Raw genomic sequence first — 19,056 nt, forward strand, 5'->3', positions numbered from 1 at the left:
TTTGTACTCTTTATTTGCCTTTTACGGGTTTGTACGGTGAGGTGCAAGATATGAGTCTGCATATCGCTCAACTATCACACGAATCAGATTAGTATAATTACTATCTTGATACAATGGCTGTGATTCTAAAAGAATAAGAAGCCGTTTGCCAAAAACCTCATATCTTTCGTTTGCTTTACCTATATCACTTATAAGCTGTTTTTGGCTTGTAGAATCTGCAAAAACACCTGTAGACTTCGGTAATTGAAGTTTAAGAGGTTCAAGAGCTTTCCAAACTGACTTGTATATATCACTTGCTATTTCCGAATCTGGATCAATATCATCCGATAATACTAAAATTAAATCTAAATCAGAAACATCCGGAGAAGCCTCCATTCTGCCTAGAGAACCAGCAGTAGCTATCGTGTAAATTTTAGAAGCAATTTCTGCATCTATAGTGGATAAATGCTCTCTAATAGAACTAATTAGTTTCTTCGATTCATCCCAATTTCTTTTGACTATAGTATATCGTTCAATATTAATCGAATCTATCAGCCACTCACGATTATATGGATACATAAAAACCTTAAAAAAATGAAATTTATAAATAACTTCTTCTTATGTAGCTTCAGTTTTTCAAATATCCTTAAGAAAACCAGGAATGCTTAGAGAATCCCATACTATTTTTACTACTTGAGCATTGGAAAACTTAAAGCCTAACACAGATGCTGGTTCTACTTCTTCTTTAAGAATACCTACTAAAATTCTGAGAGGGCCCATATGACTGCTAATCAAAATATGTTTAATTTGATTGTCAATCACATAATCGGTAATTTCAATAAGAAACGTAAAAATACGCCTTGCCACACTCTCATAATTCTCCCCATTTTCATGAGCATATTTTAAATCTCCACAAGCATATTCAGGTATCCAGCGATATTTTTGCCCTTCCAAAACACCCAAACTACGCTCATTTAATCTGCTATCTATAAAAATTTTTTCTACTTTAATATCGCCACTTTGAATAGCAATTTGTAGCGTCTTTTGTGCCCTTTGCAACCCTGATACAAAAGCCAAATCATACTGTTTTAAAAGTTTAGTGCCTAAATAGGAAGCTTGTTTCTCTCCATAGAAAGTTAATTCTATATCTTGAAGACCAGTAACGCGTTTATCCGCATTTATTGTACTTTCAGCATGACGTATTAAATGCAATTCTACAGAATTAGGCAGCTTAATAGGATTCTTAAGCCGCTCACGTATTTTTTCCCATTCCTGATTTTTGTCAGTTCTAAAGTTGTTTAATACCTTCCAATCACCAACTATTTGTATCAAGATTAAAACTTCCTACCGCTATAATTAATGTCTCTTAAGAAAAGAATAAGGAATTTATGCAAAAAATAATTATAACTTCATAATATGTCTCAACTTTCTACAACTATTTAGAACGTAGTTATTTATACTCAAAAATTAATTTCCCGTTTTATAATATACCAAATAATGGGAAAAATCAAAATTAACTTAATTTTCTGTTGATTAAACTAAACAAGCTACTCCACATTTAAAATTTGCTCAAAATGAAAATCAAACAAAGGCCCATGTACAACTATGCCAGCAAAAGGTCACTTCAGGCGACACTCTTAACCTAAATTTCTTAAAAAGATTTAACTGAGTAGCTCAAAACGCTTATGCTACTTAGACTTAAGCTAAAAGTTGACCTATCTACTCAATGATGGGTCAAAACGTCGTAGTCTGTGGATCGTAGGGTCTACACAGACGCGATGAAAATCAATCGGCACGGACGCGCTAAGGTTCTCACACAGTCAGAGATACAGCTAATTTTCAGCCACGGACTAGACAATAACCGCGATCGCGCTTTGTTCGGTGTCTGCCTGTTTAGTGCCTGTAGAATCCGTGAATGCTGTACCCTGCTAACTCAAGATATCTACACAACCAAGGGCAATGTCAGACCCAGGCTGATTATCAGAAAAGCAAACACTAAGGGGAAGCTGGCTACACGGTCAATCCCAGTGATTGAAGACTTGCGGCGGTTATTGAGCGAATACTACCCACTGGCAGGAGATGATTATCTGTTTCCCGGTCGCAGTCATGGACATATAAACGAAGACTCAGCCGCTAGAATTTTGAGAGAAGCTTGTCAGCAAGTAGATATTTTTGGAGTGAGTAGCCATAGCTTCAGGCGTACAGCTTTAACTCAGATGAGTAACGCTGGCATACCACTGAGAGTGATTCAGGAAATCTCAGGGCATCGGAATTTAGAACAGTTGCAGAGATATTTAGAAGTGTCTGACGATCAGGTGTTGGGAGCGGCGGCGGCGTTGTCGATGTTGTCACCTGTGGCTAGTAATAGTGTAGAACTACAAATCGACATGGGATTAAAAGCGTTTACAGTAGACCATTTAATTTCAGATTAATTCGTTCAACAGCGATCGCATTCAATCACCAAATCAAAACCCCACAGCTAGAGACGCGCTACGGGGTGAGACTTGGGAAAAACTTTTTGGTTTACCACTAAATCACAATTCCCCATAGCATGAGCTACAGGGAATCTAAGGGCTGTAAGGGCTGGTGGGAAGGGAATGGTTGTGGCTATGCGTCTATCGGGTACAAGTTTCTAAGCCTACATCACCTGTACTAGCATAAGTATAAGTCAGAGTTATTTGAGTGGCCGAAACTACGTGTCCTGATACATACCCATAGTTTGTATAACCTGCTTTCGGAAGATCAGCCCATGTAGCATTAATGAAACCATTTAAAACAGTGCCATTAAAAGTGTTGGTATATTGATAACCACCATCACTAAGATCCCATAATTCACTACCTACTTGACGTATATAGTTAACACCGCGAGTACTTCCACAATACCAAGTACCAGTTAAATCAGATGTTGTCTGAGCCTGTGCTTGATTAGAGCAAGTTAGTAGTGCTAATCCTGCCATAACAGTAGGAATGTAAAATTTCCGAAAATCCATGATTTTTTCCTTAGATAAGAGAAAGCATAAGTAGGTATATCACAGGGAGCATCCCAGTTTTTATTCTTCAATTAAGAATAAATAAGAGCGAATGATTGTGACAAAAGTCTGTTATTAACCCTCATTACGATGTATTTTTTGATTTATGCACTTAAACAAAAAATTAAATTTGAGTTGGTTTAATCTCGACAGTTAAATTTGCGTTATTCCCTCCAATACCGCCGATTATTGGTGTTTGAAGGAGGCTGGAATTTGTATTTGCATTGAAGCTGTTACTTCCAATATATGGATTATCCCAGTCAAGGTGAAAGTTATAAGTTTGTCCGTTAGAAATAGCCTGGTAATCCACATATCCTTGAGCACCCGTTGCAAATCCATCTGATTCATTTCCAAATGAAACGGGCGTAGCAATAGGAAAAATGCCCTGTTGTTCAGCAGGGATCTGTTCTGGTGGAACAGATGCCCCATTGTTCGACCATTGACCATGCTCTAGTCCCAAATCTGTTCGCTCCCAAGTCAGACCTGTTAAATTGTCAATTGTTATATTAAAAGAACGTGCAGCCATAAAGTCACCTCAAAGTATCACTAACTATAATTATCGAAATAGTAGAGTCTTTCAAGGATAATAAATTATTTTTCAGAACTTTTCAGGACATAATTAATTTACTTATGTCGGAAATATTTTCTAGTATATGAATAGCCTTTGGAGTTTAGACTAACCAGTAGGAAACGACCCCGCAGTACTGAGTTCGCAAACATAAGCTTAAATCAGAAAAATCTTTGGTAGTAAGCCGATTTATTTTTTTGTTTTCGTGGTTTTATGATCTGAAAGCTAAACTTTCCTGTTAGAGTGACAAAATAGAATCATTTACGTCACATTTTTCATTTTTTTATAAGTTTTGGTAGCAGTTGACGTGCGTTGTGGCGTAGTAGCGAGGGTTGCAGGTCGTTTGCCGCGTTCCCCGTTACAACCCCACTAATATAGTCAAAACGTGTCATTTTCTAAAAGTGACACAAAATAACAAATCCGTTTTTTCACTTTCAATCGGGTGTAATCCTTACCCCGTAATCGTTGTGGGTGACACAAACTTTTTATTTAGATAAAAATTCCAAACCTGATACAAACTAACGATTTTGTACGGATAAAACCACAATTCCCCACTGCGATCGCTGTAGGGAATCCTGGGGTTATTCGGTTTGTGGCGAGGGCGGGTTCTAGAGTGTGTCGGAAGGTTGGGAGCGGTCGGGGTGGCGGGTGGGAGCGATCGCAAATTGGATGAGTTGAATTGGGGATTAGTTTTTAAAAAGCGACCATAAAAAACTTCCAAGGTGGGAGCTGCTCATAGGCAATTATTTTGTTTCAGATTCTCTAAGAGCAAAACAACCGATTAGAACATAACCAATTATTGAATCAGTCCTACACATTTATAGCCGCCTGGAACTGTAACACAACTGCGTCCTGTCGCGTCACAACTGTTGCAATTTTTCAAAGGCGGAGGGGGAACGACCAGACAGGTTTGCTTCGGGTTCGCAGATGTGTTAAACACATTGCAGTTGGAAGTGTTTGGCACACAAGCTACGATGTTGGTGTTCTGGTATAGCAATTCTATACCCTGAAAAAAAGTCCCTACTCTTGGCTCTATTACAGCACTCGCGTCTGTTATTAAGTTGACTGTGGTGGGGCAAGTGATCTGGTATACCTGCCTACTCATTCCCGAAACACAGTAGGGTTGTGAAATATTACATGCAAGAGGTGGGATCTGCGCGGTCGTTGGAAAAACTGTGGCAAACGTGGCAAATAAGATGATTAGCACTGCCAGAACTGGAAATATCTTCTTTAGTAATCGGTAAGTAACAGGCGGTTTCCACATAAACTTATTCAGAAATGCTGTAACAATAAGATGAAATTAAGTATAAAATGCAAGTAATGTAAATGCAATATCCAAATTTAAGGTTTTACTAACCCTTATTACGATGTATTTTCTAATTTATGCACATGAACAAAAAATTAAATAGATGATGTAGAGCGATCGCACCTCGCCACCGATGCAAAAGCTCACAGCTATAAGAAACGCTACGCGGTAGTTAAATTATTTAATCGCTAGTACAACATAACCATCTTCTAAACCCCAACCTGTAAGCAAATAAATCACTTCTTTATTAGTTTGTCTACCTGTGGGTGTTAGTTTATTGCTAGGGTCAACTTCTATAAAAGTCAGGATATCGCCTACTTGATAATTGCGGTCGTTTTTGCGTAGTTCAAAAGTCTTACGACCATCAATGACATCTTGGTAGAAGGGCATCCAAGTTTTTAAATTATGCGTGGCCATTGGTTTTGTAGTTGTTTGGGATTTGTTATTTTGGGGTGAAATGTCGGGAAATACCTTTTCCCGACATCAGGGTTAAACCTTGCTCAACCTCTTGCCAGAGGTAGTTTCTGAGGCTTTGAAGGGTTTGCAAAACCTGTGGTTAGTTTTCTTCAGCGTCAGTCAGCTTGATAAAGTCTCTAATTGTTCCCTTACCTCTGTTCTGATGAAAGGTGTAACCCTTTTCAAGGTTGTAATCAATCGCGTTTAATCTGCCTTCATCTGACTTGAGATAACTTTCTACAATTTCAGTGCTGCAACCCGTTAAATCTTTGAGAGTTTTTGTATTAATAGCCCAATGATATTTGAATTCAGCTTGCTGTTCGTTGTAGAGTTTTATCGCATCAACAGCCCTACGCATTTTCTCAACTCCCCCATGTCTGACTTTGGAATTAAATAAGTCTTTGTTACTCCACTGGGAAAGACTTTTAATTTTTAATTGAGCTTTCATATTTGCTAGATTTTCTTCGGATACTTCTATATCTGGTTTGTGTTGCACAACCATGACTTGATTGACTAATTTACCCTGTTCAAATTCCTTACCAATTTTCGCTAGTCGTATCAACTCATCCATTCTGCTAGGGCGGTCGGGAAAAGGTAAAAATTCTGTGTCGTCTAGATGGTTTTGAGAATCTAATGTCATTGATACTCGCGGTTGCACTATAACGGCTTCTGTAGCTTCTATCATTTCTTCCTTCAATCGCTCTATCAAAATACCTTTACCCAATGGTTGACCCTCTTCATCAGTGACTTGATAATCTTCATAATTAGTTGCTGTAGCCTCGCTGACGTGTCCTAGATTTTGAGTCATAAATTGGTTTGTGGATTGTTTAATAGGACAGAAAAAATGAATTGCTATAGCGCCGTAAACCGCACGAAGATTTTTTGCAGATAAAGTACTTTCACCCGATGGCGGTTTGATAATTTCCGAGAAAGACTCCTTTACTTTGGAGTTTATTTTGTTGTTTGTAGCACTATCAACTTCCAGTAGAGAATGAGTGGTTAACAATTTAACTTCAGGTATTCTTCGTAGTCTTGCCAGAGCGTTAACCACCTTATAACTTTCTACCAGAGTGTATGTAGGGTAGGTTTTTGGTTGATCACTTTTGGTTTTAACCTGTCCAGTGAATTCCACTTGATATTGATTTAACTGTTTAAATTCTGCTGTAACGAGTATTTCAGCAGGTCGTCTACCCGTAGCAGCGATTAAACCTGCTGCAAGTTCTCTATAATCTCTTGATTGTAGTAACTCATCAATTTTCGCAAGGTATTTATCAATTGAGGCTATTTGCTCTAAGTTCCCGCGCTGTGCTTCCTTTTTAGCGTTAGTGGGAGCCATTCTTTCTTGATGAAAACCTTGGTGGTAATTCATAAAAAGCAAAGCGTAATGCTGTTGTACATTGCCTTGTGTTGTGGCTTGCGGATAGGTATCTGTTTCTGGTATTTGCCCTTTTTTAGATTTATAGTCGCACCACGCTGTAATAGCTTTACGCATTTGCGACATATAACTAGCAGCAGAATTTTGCCAGCCTACACCTGTATTTACTCGCGTTTCTGTTTTGAATCTGGCGCTAGATTTTTCCTGACAAATAGTTTCAAATTCTGCTTTTTTGGCTAGGCAGTACTTTTCAATCGCATCTTTACCAGATTCATTTCGTAATCCCTGTAAAAACTTAACCGTCCAGTCTTTCAACCAAACTGTGCGGATATTACTTTCTACGAATTGGGTGTAATCAACTTTTACCATTTTGTGCTTGTAGTTAACTTTGTCTATATTAACCTGTCTAAAATAGAAAGTCAAGAGGTATAGACAAAGTTGTTTATAGAGCTTAAGTTTTAGTTAAAGTTAGATATATAGCTAGTTATTTTTATTGTTTCTCAGACTCAAAATCACCCACCTTAGCCACCCACCCATGCTGTAGCAAGGCTTTCAGAGTTAGCACAGTAGACGCACCCACCTAATTTACAATTTACCCACCTCGCACCCACACAAAACCCCTATTTTCTAGGCGCTTGAAAGTTTCTAACTACCTTATATCAAAGCTTTGAGCCATTTTTGATAACAATTCTCATAGATTTTATTGAGAATAGAGTGATTTTATTGAGAATTTTATGAGTTTTTATCAGAATTTTCTTTAATCCAAGCACTCATAAGATTTTCTAAAACTTGACTCAGTTCTACTGCTGCTTCTAAGGTTGTGGATGTTGGGGCGACTGTAGGGAAAACTGTTAATGATTTAACTCAAATCGTTACCCCAGGTGGATACAGCAAAGGTTTTCAATCATCGACACTTAGCCACAAAACAGATATTTATAACGGGTTAAATTTCCCCGAACAAGACTTTTCGGGGATGATTCCATCTGATTTAATGAACCCTCAGATTGAATTGCAAGCTACTGAAGAACAATTAACTAAAGGCTTACAAACCTATGCCGGGGGCGTTCGCGCACAACAACTTTTACAAGCTAGCTTCGGATACATCGAAGAAATTGGTAAAACTGCTCAACGATACCACAAGTCTAAAATAGCTGCAATTAAGTCAGCCACTTTAGGAGTCAAAGCACAATCAGAAATTGTCGGTTTTGACATTGCTAATGTTGAACTCGATATCAACCGTGAGAAGCTTGCACAGTCTGATCAGAAGTTGGTACAAGCCAAAATTACTACAACTCATTTTAAAAATGAGACTGAACAGTTACGACTGTTTTATGAGGCTACCGAGCGTAAAAAAGAAATCCAAATAAGGGTACTTGATTCACAATCACAAGACGTAATGCAAAAATATTTATCTAAATCGATGCAAGGTGGTATTTGATGAATAAATTACTATTCCTGGGTTTGCCGGGAATAGTTAGCATATTTTTGCTAGCTAATTCCAATCAGACGTTAAATGATTTGGGTAAGGTAGGTGTAGGCGCTACAGGAATGTCCCTGATTAGTTTATCGCTCGGTAGCAATAAAAAAGAGTTTGAGATTGAAAAGTTGAAAGCTGACCTTGAACTCTCAAATAATACTCTTAAAAAATGCCAAACCACTGTAACCAGTAAACCAAAAAGTTTTTCTCCAGAGAGCGATCGCTAAATACTTTGTAGCCTAAGATACTTTTTGACACTCGAACTTTAATCAGCAGACATAGCATAGATAAAGATTACTTATAACTAGCTGATTCCCAAATTATTGGTGCTAACCTGATGGAAGATGAATGCCTTCAACTACTTGATATTTGCGCTCAAGAGATTGAGATAAAAAGGCTAACATCTGTTTAAGTGTGAAAAGCGTGCGATAAATTAATCGGCTACCTTTCCTTTTCCGACTTATTCTGAGCCAGAGGAGGTTCACCCAAATATTCACTAAAAGAAAAGATATACCAACGAATAGTAATCTTAATGCTGGATTTTTATTATTTGTTCTAACTCGACAAATATTTTTAAGCCGATAACTACTTTCGATGCCAAATCTTTTTCGATAATCTTGATATATATAATCTAAATTTGTTTTGATTTTATAAGTAACATAAGCGAAGTATTGCACCCCATATTTTTTCCGCTTCCCCTTTCTATATTTACAGACAATCCATAAGTCAAATGTGACTAAATCCTCTTTATCTCTTGTAATGGTATGGGTAGTTTTATAACTTTTTCTTCCCTTCAAAAATTGTTTAATTCCTCCCTTCTTTCCTGTCTTGATAGCAGGCATCATAAATGGAATGTCTAATGCTTGCAACCATCTGATTACAGGAGTATTAAAAAATCCTCTATCTAAATAGAGTTTTTTTACATTTATTTCAAGAGATTCAAGTTCTGCCAATAAATAAGTAATTATCGCTACACTAGTATCTAGCCGGCGAACACCTCTGACAGCTAGAGTTACACGCTTATTTTTGTTAATAACATATAAGGTTGCATAGGCATAAAATGAATGAGTACCAGATTTAGCTTCACTTTTATATATGTATGGTAATTCTAAGAGTGTTGGCTTACCATAATAACAAATTAAATTTAAATCAATCGCTATTTTTAAACAAGTTTTTTTTAATCCTAGAGGAATTCGACTTTTCAACGCTTGATTTATTTGCGCCTCTAATTCCTCAAAATTGTTGATTTTATTGAGATGATATCTAATATCATTGGCTGTGGGAACGTTCTTTAATAATTTGGCTGTATTCTCAATACTATCTCCACTGCTGGCAGCAGAAGTCAGAATCTCAAACAAAGTTTGCTGGTTACATACGCCCTGAGTTTCAATGGAGAAATTTTCTAGTAAACACTCAATAACCTCTTCAAGGGTTTCTGAGGCGGTTATTGCCAGTTCTTCTGACAATTTTTTTAGCCAATATCCTACACACTACTTTTATCATTTCATTTTTTGAAGCTTTTCAGAGTAGCATAAGCATTGCTTATATAATTAGTAGTCTATAGCACTTTAGTATACTTAGCTATGATTAGCGATCGCTCTCTGGAGAAAAACTTTTTGGTTTACTGTTAATGGTTATGCCTTATTAGTTTGTTCTGGCATAACTCCGATGAGCGCGAATTCTATCTGTTCCAAGGCTTTATCAACCGCGTCTAACTGCTTACGATTCTCCCACTCCCGATAAGCCTCCGTGACAAGAGGATCGGTTCCTAACCCTGTGCTACTGCCTACCCTGCCTATGTGTTGGTGACAGGTGTACTCTGGATTGTTACCGCGCTTCACAATCCCTTTTAGCCTAGCTTTTGGGTTCCTCTTGAAAATTGGCTCATTCGCTTGCCATTTTGCATACACATACCAATAAATTTCACCACCTTTTTTATACTGCTTACGCACCTCATATTGATGAATCCATACCCCAGGTTCAGATATTGGTGCATTGACTAGCTGCTGTCTGATTTCCTTTAGTTGGTGAAGCTTCTCTATGATTTGGTCAATGCGTTCGCCATTAGGCGTGCCGAAGGTATCGCTCATGGCACTTACAAGAGTTATGCTTATTCAAAATTTTAAGGCATAACTTCTATGCCCCGCCGCCGCGTCTCCTAAGCAAGCGATCGCTCCCAATTGCCAGCGCGGTTATCCGGCGTGTTCCCGTCGCCTCATCCCTATCCTTTGGCTTCTATCAAAATTCCCCACCTTTGTATTACAAATATACTACAAAAGCCGCATTTTGCTTAATGCGAATTTTTTAGGCTAGTTGCCAATCACCCCCCCCCTAAATATATACTGAATACTTAAATTCAAGAGGGGAGGTGCGGCAAATCGTATACATTACTGGCTTTTTATACTTAGATAGCTTCACCCGAAAAAATCAGACCTTTGTAGTACGTTGGGCATTGGGGGAGGAGAAGCGCGATCGCACTTCTCCTCCCCCAATGCCCTACACCAAACATCGGGTAACATTCCACAGTCAACACTCTACACACCCCTAGAATCCCAAAATTAACCCCACTTACAGCACGAGTGGGGAAGGGGATTGGGGAGGAGGGGAGGGGCGATCGCTGTAGGGAATCATCGGGTTATTCGGTTTATGGCGGAGAGTGGGGGTTAGATGGATTAAATCTTACCCTAGCTCTGATAGCGCCACTTTGTTTCAAACCTTATTGCTGATCACGCAAGTCCGCTTGTCAATAGGCTTTGAGATGCGCTAACCCTGGTTATAGGCTTTCAATCCCTTCATAAACGCACCAAATGCAGGCATCAGGGCTTTAAAAAAATCTTTGTCCTGATTAGTGATAAGTACTTCGCTGAACATTTTCAGTCCTATCCCAAATTCAACAGCCTTGTCCTCGTCTTTAAATAGCTTTTTAGTTTTTACCAATTCAATTATGTGAAAGACATCATCGTGGTTTTCAAATTCAAATTCAACGGTTTTATTTGCTGGGCTTCCGTCTTTTAATGCTAATTCGGCTAGCTGGATCTTATATAAATTATTCTTTTTGGTGCTCATTTCTATGCGTTATTATGGTTTCCATTAATTCCACTTCTCATTAGAGAAGCGATACCCTCATATTTAAACCCTTATGGTGCCTAATGTCCAGATGCAATTTGCGACGGGGTCGCTAAGTAAAGAAATTTTTACCTTTACAAGGAAATATAAAAACCCTGAAATCGGCGGCGGCGTTGTCGATGTTGTCTCCAGTTGTGGGAGATGTCGGGAAATATTTCTTAAACGACATCACACAAATTGCACCTAGAGTATTGCATTCAGCCCAATAACGCCGTTTTAGTTTCTCCCTGCCTTAAAGCCTTCACCACCAAGAAACTCTTCATTTATTAGCAACAGAATTTTATCTGTGTCCTTGCCCTTATTGGCATAGCTGGCAGGGTTACTGGGATCTTTCTTGTTCTCCATGCCAAACTTAGCATTATGGCTGATTATTTCATCCTTATGTTGCTCAATCCAATCCCTTACCAGCAAACCGTTACAGCCCGATAACTCTCTGAGTGCTTGGTTGGTAATAGCCAAGCGATCGCCATCCCCAGTCGCCACAGTGTCATTGTAGAGAGCGATCGCTTGATAAGACCTGCGAATCTTTTCTTGTGCGGCCAAGGGTGCTTTACTTCCCCACACCTCAACATCAGTCTTGGCTTCCCAGTCAATCTCTTCTTTTGGTGGTAAGACTTTGGCTAGATTGGCAGTGGCACTTGCTACGGGTATGCTCAATGCTCCCTCTTGGGTTAACCTTTTCACCACTTCAACAACTTTCTTTTCTAGCCAAGATTCTAATTCTGTAACGTTGAGACTAATTTGCTGGGGTTGTTGTACAGTGGACTCCATTAATTTTTTATCCTCTTGCAATTGGTTATGGCTTGTTTCTAACTTGTTATTTACTTCCTGCAACTCCTTAATTTGTGCCGACAACTCCGCAACTTGCTGGCTGTGACTTTCTTCTAAATTGTTATTTATTTCTTGTAACTGCTTAATTTGTGCCGACAACTCTACAACTTTCTGCTGTGCTGACTCTAATTGCGTGGCAGTATCTAAACGGTTGTTATACGACTGAATCAACTCGCTGACTACTGACTGATGGTTAGGTAATTCTAATTGCTCTTGCACGTAGCGAATAGCTGCTAAATCCGAAGAATTAACCCGAACATTGGCGAGTTTTTCCCTTGGCAGATCACCGGGGAAGGGTACAGGTTTGGTGGTGTAATAATCTGAATAACCAAGCGTAGTGATAATGTGTTTTAAATCTCTATCGCTGATTTTTTCGCCTGGGGTAACATGACCGAGAAAGGAAGCAGCGAAGTACATTTTCGCCCCTACTGACCCCCTGCAATCCCTCTCGGTGACAAGACTTGCACAAGCAGCACGTAATGCTGTACAGTCATTCTGCTCTTGACCGTGACGGAAGTTTAAAAGCGGTTCATTAGTGTCCTTGCTTCCAAAATACTTTTGAACCACCCGACGCAATGAATTACCGCGTTTGTCTTCAATAGCCTTATTTTGTGCTGCTACATCACCGGGAAACTGGCTAGAGACTTCTTTGATTAATTCCTTAAGGCTGGCATCTTTCCGTAAGTAAGCCAAGCACTCAATGATGTATGAAGCAGCGAACAGAGTAGAAATTTTAAAAACTGGCTTCTCAGCACGTTTTTTACCTTGACCTTCAAACCATGCTTGATAAGATTCACCATCTACTGCGGTAAACTTTCCTCTGGCTAAAATCTCATGAGTCCGGCGGCCAGTAGCAGCTATCAAACCCACAGCTAACTCGTGAATATCAACGCTTGCTAGGAGTTTCTCTGTAACTTCTAAATACACATCTGGATCAATCTCAACGCCTTTGTTGCCATCTTCATCGGCATTAGTTAGGCGATCGCTTACCCTCGTAGTTTCGTTTCTTTCTTTCCACTCTTGCTCATTCAGACCACAGAGTAATAAGACATAGTGCTTTAGCTGGTTCCCGGTAACATTGCCCTCAGCATCATGTTTAGGTACTAGTTCAGCGTTTTTACCTTGTTCTAATGGCAGCGACTTAAATTTCTTATAGAAGCCGGCCCGACTCAACACAGTGCCTAAACTATCGACACTGTAGCTGGTATTGTCCTTTATCCACTGGTTGAACTGCTCACAGCATGGCTTGATTTCTTCGAGGCTTTGCAAATCCTTGGTGGCTTGAAATAGTTGCTCGACCCGATCCTGAACTACCTTTGACATTTCACTCCTCCCTTGTATTCCCAAGTTGTTATAACTATAAGCAACCTGTTATCTAGTGTCAAGATAGTTATATAACTTGTTTAATATATGTCGAGTTTTGAAGTTTTATTAACAGGTAGACAGAAGCAAAAGAAAAGCGGGCTACAAAGTGAGCAACTAAAAAAGAACAATTTTGTAAAAATATATACCTTTAGACTCTGCTAACGTTCAACAGCCAGTACTCTTCTATTTAGGTCTTGCCGTTTCCAAGGATCAGTTTCTACCTCCCGCAGCGATCGCACGGTGATTGGATGAATCCTCAATTGCGATGTAGAGTCACCGTCCACAGAAGTGATGTTAATCAAATCCAGTAATTCTTGTGGACTTATCGCAGGATTAGAGCGGATACAGTCCATCAAAGATCCTGCAAAATTTCGTTGACGCTGCTGCCAGTCATGGGGGTATGCTCGGTCTAGAAACCATTCCCATTTTGATGTATCGGACAGCATATATTCGGCAATCTCTAACTCAGATTCCGCCTCCACGACGATAAAAGATGAGTCATACACACCTTCATCGATTACGCAGGTAGTCAAAAATAACATAGCATCACAGAACCCTAAATTCTATTTAAGTTACACGCGATCGCTGCCATTCGGATTTCAACTCAGACCGCAAGCTGTAGTGTGATGATATCAAAATCGCTATCGGTTGCTTTAAAGAACATCAAAAGTCAGTCAGATTAGGGATTTGCGCTTTTCTTAGTGCCATTAAACCTTCATTATTTGTAAGCTAACCCCTAGATTTATGCGTCGGCTTTGTCAAAGCGGGATGCACTCTGACTCTGATTTTTTCCCCAAATTGGGAATTAATTATTTTCTAAAACAAGGCATCACTGTGCCAACAATACTAAATATCCGCGCCCGTTAATGGTGCGGGGTGTGCGATGTCCCAGACGAATAGCTCTCAAACTTTCCCGATATCGGGAAAAATCAAATTGGGGGAGCGATCGCAGCAGTCAGTTTTTGATGCTCCACACTTCTGACGTACTGCGCGGCATCTGTCCCAGCTTCTGCCAAAATCGTAAAAAGCGCTGGGGAGTCTGGGGAAGATTTAGATAAATCAACCCAGATTGCAAAATTAGATTTTTACCTAGTATTAATTGCAGACTCTTTCCCAAAATGGCTTCTTGCACTGGATTATTCGGTCATTCAGTTCATTATTTTTTTGTGTGAGGTTTTCATTTCTAGCTTTTAATTTCTCAAACTGAGAACGTTCTTTTTTGAAATTATCAAAGTTTTTTGCAACAGCCTTTAGTTGTCTATTTTCTTCTTGTAGTTGTGCATTCTCAATCCTTAAACGCTCAACCTCTTCGGTATTGAGAACACGTTGGCGAAGCGTGTTTACACCTGCGCTGATACCTATAAATAAGAAAATAATTATAAATATTATAGGTATACCTTTTAAAAAAAGCTTTGCTGTTTCCTCAAATTGCTTTTCCTCTCTTTTAGTTCGCAGTAGATTATCAGCTATATTTTTTTGAATGCTATTTACCTCTGTGAAGATTACCTCATATATTGCATCAGCAGACATTTGCTTGACCTTAGCCAACTCAACTACAAACTCATGCAATAGTTTAAAGTATTCTTTGTTGGTGTTGGCAGAGCGACCGCCACTGTCCTCTATTGTCTTGGTTAAATTATTCATCTCAATTATTCGGGGCATGAATTTATATCTTTGGTCACTATTAATGTAAGTTTCTGGATAAAGAAGGCTTTTGTGAATAACTCTGTATCTAAGAGCAATGATGAAAACAGCCTGATTGATAGTGCCTGGTGATATGCTTTCTATTTGCTGCATAATTTGATAAAGTTTATTTGAGTTTATAAGCTACAAATCAACCCAGCTAAAGTTTCCGACGCTCTGCTGGGTTGATTGATTTACGGATATTTTACAATGAGCCGTGATTGATAAGGAAAATCGACCTGCTTACTTTGATATGGTCAAGGTTGCAGTAGGGTATTCCTTTGGCGCAATGAGTTTGCAAAATGGAGATTCTAGCAATGAAGATGAAGACGATACCAAACAGCCTGATGAAGAGGGCTGAAGCATTGAGCCGAAATGCCCTATCGGTTGCTTCAAAGGACAAGCTTACTTCGTAGATTTTTAATTTACTATGCTGGTTGGGAGTTTAACCCCCAGGCAAGTGATTGGCATTCGCCTCGATGGGGTAAACCCTATCATCCCCCGATATCAAATGCTTTTAGCGAAATAACGATTTCGTTCTTTGTTTAAATCGTTTTTTCTTGCTATAACGAAATCGTACTTGAATAAAGAACGAAAAAACGATATAAATAAATCGCTCTTGGGCGAAAGGACGAAAACACGATGACCGTATTAGTGGGTGTCATTTCCCAAAAAGGCGGCGTTTCAAAAAGCACTTTAGCTAGATTAATTGCCCGTGAGTATGCTGCTGCTGGCTGGGATGTAAAGATTGCCGACCTAGATATTTCTCAAGGCACGAGTACTGATTGGAAACAGCGTCGGGAAGTAAATAATATCCAACCACAAATTGCAGTTGAACAATTCCGCACCGTAGCTCAAGCACTTAAACACGCTGATGTTTATGACATCGTGATTTTGGACGGCGCACCGCATTCGACGCAAAGCAGTCTAGAGATTGCCCGTGCAAGTGATTTAGTAGTTCTGCCCACAGGCTTATCGCTGGATGATCTCAAACCGTCTGTGCTGTTGGCGCATGAATTGGTAAACGCCAAAATCGCTACGGATAAAATTATTTTTGTTTTATGTCGAGTTGGCGATCGGGAGAATGAGATTGAAGAAGCCCGATCGTATATTCGTAAGGCTGGTTATGACACAGTGGCTGGCTCAATCCCTGAAAAAACTGCTTACCGTCAGGCAAGTGATAATGGTCGCGCTCTTTCCGAAGTTACGTTTCCTACCTTGAAGCAACGTGCGGAACAAGTAGTACAAGGAATTATTGATCTGTTGAGTGAGCAAGAGGAATGATATGTCAACTAAACCACCTCCACCACCACGAAAAGCAAGCAAAGGTGAACCCCCTAGTATTAAGGAAACAAAAGATAACTTGGAGAAGCCCGATCCAGGTGAAATTTCCAACCTGAATTTTAAAGTACCTGCCGAGTTTAAAAAGGATTTTAAGATTGCGGCTGCTACTTACGGTTGTACCCAAGTCGAGCTATTGCAACGGATTTTTAAATACTGGACAGATAATCATGGCTAGTAAAGATTCGTCATTTAGCGAAAGGACGAAAAGACGATTTCTTGCTTTCTTCTTTTAGCGATTTCTGATTTCATAGTTTTCAACACAAGATATACTGACAAAGCATGTTTTGTCAGAAACTCGGCTGAATCGGTTTCACAGGGCAATGGAGATATATTTTGGGTAGAGTTTACGAATACTTTCTGGGGCAGTTTGCTAATAGGTATTGAGCCGAGATACGTATCTCGGCTCAATACCCCTTTGACCCCGTTAACCGACAACACCAATGGAGATAATACTCCCCCTCGACCTAGCTCAACTTCTTGTAAGAACACGATGAATAAATCTAAAATGCAAATTATTCTAGCCAGCGTGATTTGCAATAGTTGTCAATCTCTTCGTCTGTTGTCAGCTTGCTAGTTAAATTTCCACTCCGCACGAATAAACAGCGTTGCATTTTCTCACCCTTGGTTTTTACCTCAACGAATACTCGACGAGGTGAAGGTTTTACGGTGATGCGACATACATCTCTGCGCTCGACTTCATGGAAGGTGATATCGATTAAAGTTGCTAAATCTTTTCCTAGTTTCGGTAGTAATAAATCGTTGACGAGAAATAGCTGATATGCGTCACGTTTATTTGATTTGCTGAAGGTTTGATAGTCTAATTCGAGTCCGATAAATTCTTTGTCGTCGGTGACTCCTATTAATAATGTTCCACCTTTTTCGGTGTTGAGGAAAGATGCAACTGTTTTGAGAATGACTTGCTCCATTTCAGGATTTCTTTGGTTTTTATCCACATCCCAACGAGCGGTAGATTTAAATTCTAACGTGGAGCTTTCGTCTTGGGTGGTGATGAGTTCCACAATTTCCGCGTCACCTGTTAGGGGTGCAAAGTCTTGATATGCTGTTAATGCGTCTTGTTTAACTTGTTCGGGAACGATGGGGAATGTAGTAAGGATGTATGCAAATTCTGCTTCGGTTAAACCGTAGAGGTGAGCTATGATTCCGTCGAGTTCTGCGCGGAGTTTGGCTCTTTCGCTTCCGTCGGTGATTCCGTTAGTGTGGGAACCGAGTCCAACTTCTTGTGCTAGTTCGTCAAATTCTGGCGTGGTGCAAATGAGTTTGGCTGCACGTTCGACGATTTCATTGAAGTATTTATCACCTTCTGTTAAACGTAGGATAGGTAATTGGTAAACGTAAAAAAAATTCACATTAGCTGTTACTCTCAGACGTAGTAAATAATCTAAAACAAAGCTATTCCAAACTCCGCCAAGATAAAGCATTACATCATAGTTAATCTGACGATTCCCTTTATCGTCATATGTACGAACAGATTGAAAACTTTCTGAGTGAAATTTTTGAGGAATGATTGCTGAAATCATTGTTCTCTCATTTGTACTACTTGCTATCTTGCGAAACCCAAGCCTGTAATCCTGGTAGTCAACTTTTTGTCCTTTATCTTGTTTTCTTCCAAGTACAGCTGCTCTTCCTTCTTTTTCAACAATCCAGTAGCGCGGTTTTTCAAACTGATGGTTAAATTGGTGAATCATTTTGCCTTCATATAAAGGCATCATTCCAGGTTGGCCATCTTTGCAAAAGAGATAGCTATCATTGGTCATGTGAAATTCGCTTTGTAAATTAATATTCCAAGAGTTATTTAGCTTTTGGCCTAAAAGTGGGTATTTAGAAACTTTTTCTGCTATTAATAAATCATAATTATTCGCAAATTCAACTATTCCTAAACTATCAGGTGATATTTTCCGCACCATATCAATAGTAATTGACAAACTATCATTACTTGGAAATCTTTGAAGTTCTTGCACATCATGACGCATAAAAGCAGATGGAAATTCTATTGTTTTTCCACCTTTTAAAAATGTAAGGACAACAAACTTAAAACGACTATCAACTTCTTCAAAAATTGTTTTTCGATTTTCAAAGCAGAATAAACCTGTAATATTTGTTTGATTAAACAACATTTCTCGTAGTTGTTTAGCACCTAAGTCAGTATAAATACCACTAGGAATTACAATTCCACACTCACCATTTGGACGCAAAAGGTTAAAGCACTGTTCGAGAAATAATTTGTAGAGATTAATGTCGGTTCCTGCTTTCTTGCCATTTACAACGGAAATCTGATTTTTGTACTGTTCAGATGAACGAAAATAAGCACTTACATGAGGATATTGGCTTTGATAGTCCAACCAAGCTTCTGCAACTTCAGGGTTTTCCAAAAGTCTTTTCTGTTCTTTTTCAAAAACTTTAATATCCATCTTATTCTTCGTCACCAATTCATTATGCTGTGCGAAGAATTCTTTTGCTTGAGGCTTGAAAATTTCCCAAGGGGGATTAGTAATAATC

The 19,056-nt window shown here is 39.1% G+C and carries 21 protein-coding genes; 7 read left to right on the plus strand and 14 right to left on the minus strand.

Going from position 1 to position 19,056, the window contains the following annotated elements:
- Positions 1 to 21: 21 nt before the first annotated feature.
- Positions 22 to 558 (minus strand): hypothetical protein, encoded by a 537-nt coding sequence (locus HWQ41_RS00460; RefSeq protein WP_292758731.1) that lies wholly within the window; start codon positions 556 to 558, stop codon positions 22 to 24.
- 57 nt (positions 559 to 615) lie between these two features.
- Positions 616 to 1,311 (minus strand): histidine phosphatase family protein, encoded by a 696-nt coding sequence (locus HWQ41_RS00465; protein ID WP_292758733.1) that lies wholly within the window; start codon positions 1,309 to 1,311, stop codon positions 616 to 618.
- Positions 1,312 to 1,757: 446 nt separating this feature from the next.
- Between HWQ41_RS00465 and HWQ41_RS00470 the strand changes: the two genes are divergently transcribed.
- Positions 1,758 to 2,411 carry a tyrosine-type recombinase/integrase gene (locus HWQ41_RS00470; RefSeq protein WP_292758736.1) on the plus strand — a complete coding sequence of 218 codons (654 nt, stop codon included), beginning with the start codon at positions 1,758 to 1,760 and terminating at the stop codon, positions 2,409 to 2,411.
- A 183-nt stretch (positions 2,412 to 2,594) separates the two neighbouring features.
- On the opposite strand, the gene HWQ41_RS00475 is transcribed toward HWQ41_RS00470, so the two are convergent.
- The 5 genes from HWQ41_RS00475 to HWQ41_RS00495 form a co-directional block, all read right to left on the minus strand.
- On the minus strand, positions 2,595 to 2,969 hold the full coding sequence (locus tag HWQ41_RS00475; RefSeq protein ID WP_292758739.1) for a hypothetical protein: 375 nt from the start codon (positions 2,967 to 2,969) through the stop codon (positions 2,595 to 2,597).
- Positions 2,970 to 3,132: 163 nt separating this feature from the next.
- On the minus strand, positions 3,133 to 3,534 hold the full coding sequence (locus tag HWQ41_RS00480) for an aegerolysin family protein (protein WP_292758742.1): 402 nt from the start codon (positions 3,532 to 3,534) through the stop codon (positions 3,133 to 3,135).
- A 493-nt stretch (positions 3,535 to 4,027) separates the two neighbouring features.
- Complete coding sequence (locus tag HWQ41_RS00485) at positions 4,028 to 4,297, minus strand: hypothetical protein (protein ID WP_292758745.1); 270 nt, start codon at positions 4,295 to 4,297, stop codon at positions 4,028 to 4,030.
- A gap of 762 nt (positions 4,298 to 5,059) precedes the next feature.
- A complete protein-coding gene (locus HWQ41_RS00490; protein ID WP_292758748.1) occupies positions 5,060 to 5,299 on the minus strand; it encodes an ASCH/PUA domain-containing protein in 240 nt (79 codons plus the stop codon).
- Positions 5,300 to 5,438: 139 nt separating this feature from the next.
- Positions 5,439 to 7,082 (minus strand): protelomerase family protein, encoded by a 1,644-nt coding sequence (locus HWQ41_RS00495; protein ID WP_292758751.1) that lies wholly within the window; start codon positions 7,080 to 7,082, stop codon positions 5,439 to 5,441.
- 451 nt (positions 7,083 to 7,533) lie between these two features.
- On the opposite strand from HWQ41_RS00495, the gene HWQ41_RS00500 reads away from it, so the two are divergent.
- On the plus strand, positions 7,534 to 8,151 hold the full coding sequence (locus tag HWQ41_RS00500; protein WP_292758754.1) for a hypothetical protein: 618 nt from the start codon (positions 7,534 to 7,536) through the stop codon (positions 8,149 to 8,151).
- A complete protein-coding gene (locus tag HWQ41_RS00505; protein ID WP_292758757.1) occupies positions 8,151 to 8,417 on the plus strand; it encodes a hypothetical protein in 267 nt (88 codons plus the stop codon). Before HWQ41_RS00500 ends, HWQ41_RS00505 begins: the two co-directional genes overlap by 1 nt.
- 102 nt (positions 8,418 to 8,519) lie before the next feature.
- Here the strand turns inward: HWQ41_RS00505 and HWQ41_RS00510 are convergent, their stop codons facing one another.
- Both HWQ41_RS00510 and HWQ41_RS00515 read right to left on the minus strand, forming a co-directional pair.
- Positions 8,520 to 9,656 (minus strand): ISH3 family transposase, encoded by a 1,137-nt coding sequence (locus HWQ41_RS00510; protein ID WP_292758760.1) that lies wholly within the window; start codon positions 9,654 to 9,656, stop codon positions 8,520 to 8,522.
- Positions 9,657 to 9,824: 168 nt separating this feature from the next.
- Positions 9,825 to 10,280: a hypothetical protein gene (locus HWQ41_RS00515; protein ID WP_292758762.1), complete on the minus strand. Its 456-nt coding sequence runs from the start codon at positions 10,278 to 10,280 to the stop codon at positions 9,825 to 9,827.
- 278 nt (positions 10,281 to 10,558) lie between these two features.
- Here HWQ41_RS00515 and HWQ41_RS00520 point away from each other — a divergent pair, with 278 nt between their 5' ends.
- Positions 10,559 to 10,738 carry a hypothetical protein gene (locus HWQ41_RS00520; RefSeq protein ID WP_292758764.1) on the plus strand — a complete coding sequence of 60 codons (180 nt, stop codon included), beginning with the start codon at positions 10,559 to 10,561 and terminating at the stop codon, positions 10,736 to 10,738.
- A 215-nt stretch (positions 10,739 to 10,953) separates the two neighbouring features.
- Here the strand turns inward: HWQ41_RS00520 and HWQ41_RS00525 are convergent, their stop codons facing one another.
- The 4 genes from HWQ41_RS00525 to HWQ41_RS00540 all read right to left on the minus strand — a co-directional run bounded on the left by HWQ41_RS00525 (position 10,954) and on the right by HWQ41_RS00540 (position 15,309).
- A complete protein-coding gene (locus HWQ41_RS00525) occupies positions 10,954 to 11,256 on the minus strand; it encodes a DUF3861 domain-containing protein (RefSeq protein ID WP_292758767.1) in 303 nt (100 codons plus the stop codon).
- A gap of 276 nt (positions 11,257 to 11,532) precedes the next feature.
- Complete coding sequence (locus HWQ41_RS00530; RefSeq protein WP_292758770.1) at positions 11,533 to 13,470, minus strand: protelomerase family protein; 1,938 nt, start codon at positions 13,468 to 13,470, stop codon at positions 11,533 to 11,535.
- A 200-nt stretch (positions 13,471 to 13,670) separates the two neighbouring features.
- The gene (locus tag HWQ41_RS00535) at positions 13,671 to 14,054 is read right to left on the minus strand and encodes a hypothetical protein (RefSeq protein WP_292758773.1); all 384 of its coding nucleotides are present in this window, start codon (positions 14,052 to 14,054) and stop codon (positions 13,671 to 13,673) included.
- 553 nt (positions 14,055 to 14,607) lie between these two features.
- Complete coding sequence (locus HWQ41_RS00540) at positions 14,608 to 15,309, minus strand: hypothetical protein (RefSeq protein ID WP_292758776.1); 702 nt, start codon at positions 15,307 to 15,309, stop codon at positions 14,608 to 14,610.
- A gap of 103 nt (positions 15,310 to 15,412) precedes the next feature.
- Between HWQ41_RS00540 and HWQ41_RS00545 the strand changes: the two genes are divergently transcribed.
- From HWQ41_RS00545 to HWQ41_RS00555, 3 genes are all read left to right on the plus strand, one after another.
- Entirely contained in the window at positions 15,413 to 15,556 is a 144-nt protein-coding gene (locus HWQ41_RS00545) for a hypothetical protein (RefSeq protein ID WP_292758779.1), read from the plus strand.
- A 281-nt stretch (positions 15,557 to 15,837) separates the two neighbouring features.
- A complete protein-coding gene (locus tag HWQ41_RS00550; RefSeq protein WP_292758782.1) occupies positions 15,838 to 16,479 on the plus strand; it encodes a ParA family protein in 642 nt (213 codons plus the stop codon).
- A gap of 1 nt (position 16,480) precedes the next feature.
- Entirely contained in the window at positions 16,481 to 16,714 is a 234-nt protein-coding gene (locus HWQ41_RS00555; RefSeq protein ID WP_292758785.1) for a hypothetical protein, read from the plus strand.
- 337 nt (positions 16,715 to 17,051) lie between these two features.
- Here the strand turns inward: HWQ41_RS00555 and HWQ41_RS00560 are convergent, their stop codons facing one another.
- Entirely contained in the window at positions 17,052 to 18,968 is a 1,917-nt protein-coding gene (locus tag HWQ41_RS00560) for a helix-turn-helix domain-containing protein (RefSeq protein WP_292758787.1), read from the minus strand.
- Positions 18,969 to 19,056 lie beyond the last annotated feature (88 nt).

Source organism: Nostoc sp. NOS(2021), from assembly GCF_017115025.1.
Classification (GTDB): Bacteria; Cyanobacteriota; Cyanobacteriia; order Cyanobacteriales; family Nostocaceae; genus Nostoc.

Coding starts and splice junctions, on each gene's coding strand:
- HWQ41_RS00460 (WP_292758731.1), bottom strand. CDS start 558: ATGTATCCATATAATCGTGAGTGGCTGATAGATTCGATTAATATTGAA.
- HWQ41_RS00470 (WP_292758736.1), top strand. CDS start 1,758: ATGAAAATCAATCGGCACGGACGCGCTAAGGTTCTCACACAGTCAGAG.
- HWQ41_RS00475 (WP_292758739.1), bottom strand. CDS start 2,969: ATGGATTTTCGGAAATTTTACATTCCTACTGTTATGGCAGGATTAGCA.
- HWQ41_RS00480 (WP_292758742.1), bottom strand. CDS start 3,534: ATGGCTGCACGTTCTTTTAATATAACAATTGACAATTTAACAGGTCTG.
- HWQ41_RS00490 (WP_292758748.1), bottom strand. CDS start 5,299: ATGGCCACGCATAATTTAAAAACTTGGATGCCCTTCTACCAAGATGTC.
- HWQ41_RS00495 (WP_292758751.1), bottom strand. CDS start 7,082: ATGGTAAAAGTTGATTACACCCAATTCGTAGAAAGTAATATCCGCACA.
- HWQ41_RS00505 (WP_292758757.1), top strand. CDS start 8,151: ATGAATAAATTACTATTCCTGGGTTTGCCGGGAATAGTTAGCATATTT.
- HWQ41_RS00515 (WP_292758762.1), bottom strand. CDS start 10,280: ATGAGCGATACCTTCGGCACGCCTAATGGCGAACGCATTGACCAAATC.
- HWQ41_RS00525 (WP_292758767.1), bottom strand. CDS start 11,256: ATGAGCACCAAAAAGAATAATTTATATAAGATCCAGCTAGCCGAATTA.
- HWQ41_RS00530 (WP_292758770.1), bottom strand. CDS start 13,470: ATGTCAAAGGTAGTTCAGGATCGGGTCGAGCAACTATTTCAAGCCACC.
- HWQ41_RS00535 (WP_292758773.1), bottom strand. CDS start 14,054: ATGTTATTTTTGACTACCTGCGTAATCGATGAAGGTGTGTATGACTCA.
- HWQ41_RS00540 (WP_292758776.1), bottom strand. CDS start 15,309: ATGCAGCAAATAGAAAGCATATCACCAGGCACTATCAATCAGGCTGTT.
- HWQ41_RS00550 (WP_292758782.1), top strand. CDS start 15,838: ATGACCGTATTAGTGGGTGTCATTTCCCAAAAAGGCGGCGTTTCAAAA.
- HWQ41_RS00555 (WP_292758785.1), top strand. CDS start 16,481: ATGTCAACTAAACCACCTCCACCACCACGAAAAGCAAGCAAAGGTGAA.
- HWQ41_RS00560 (WP_292758787.1), bottom strand. CDS start 18,968: ATGGATATTAAAGTTTTTGAAAAAGAACAGAAAAGACTTTTGGAAAAC.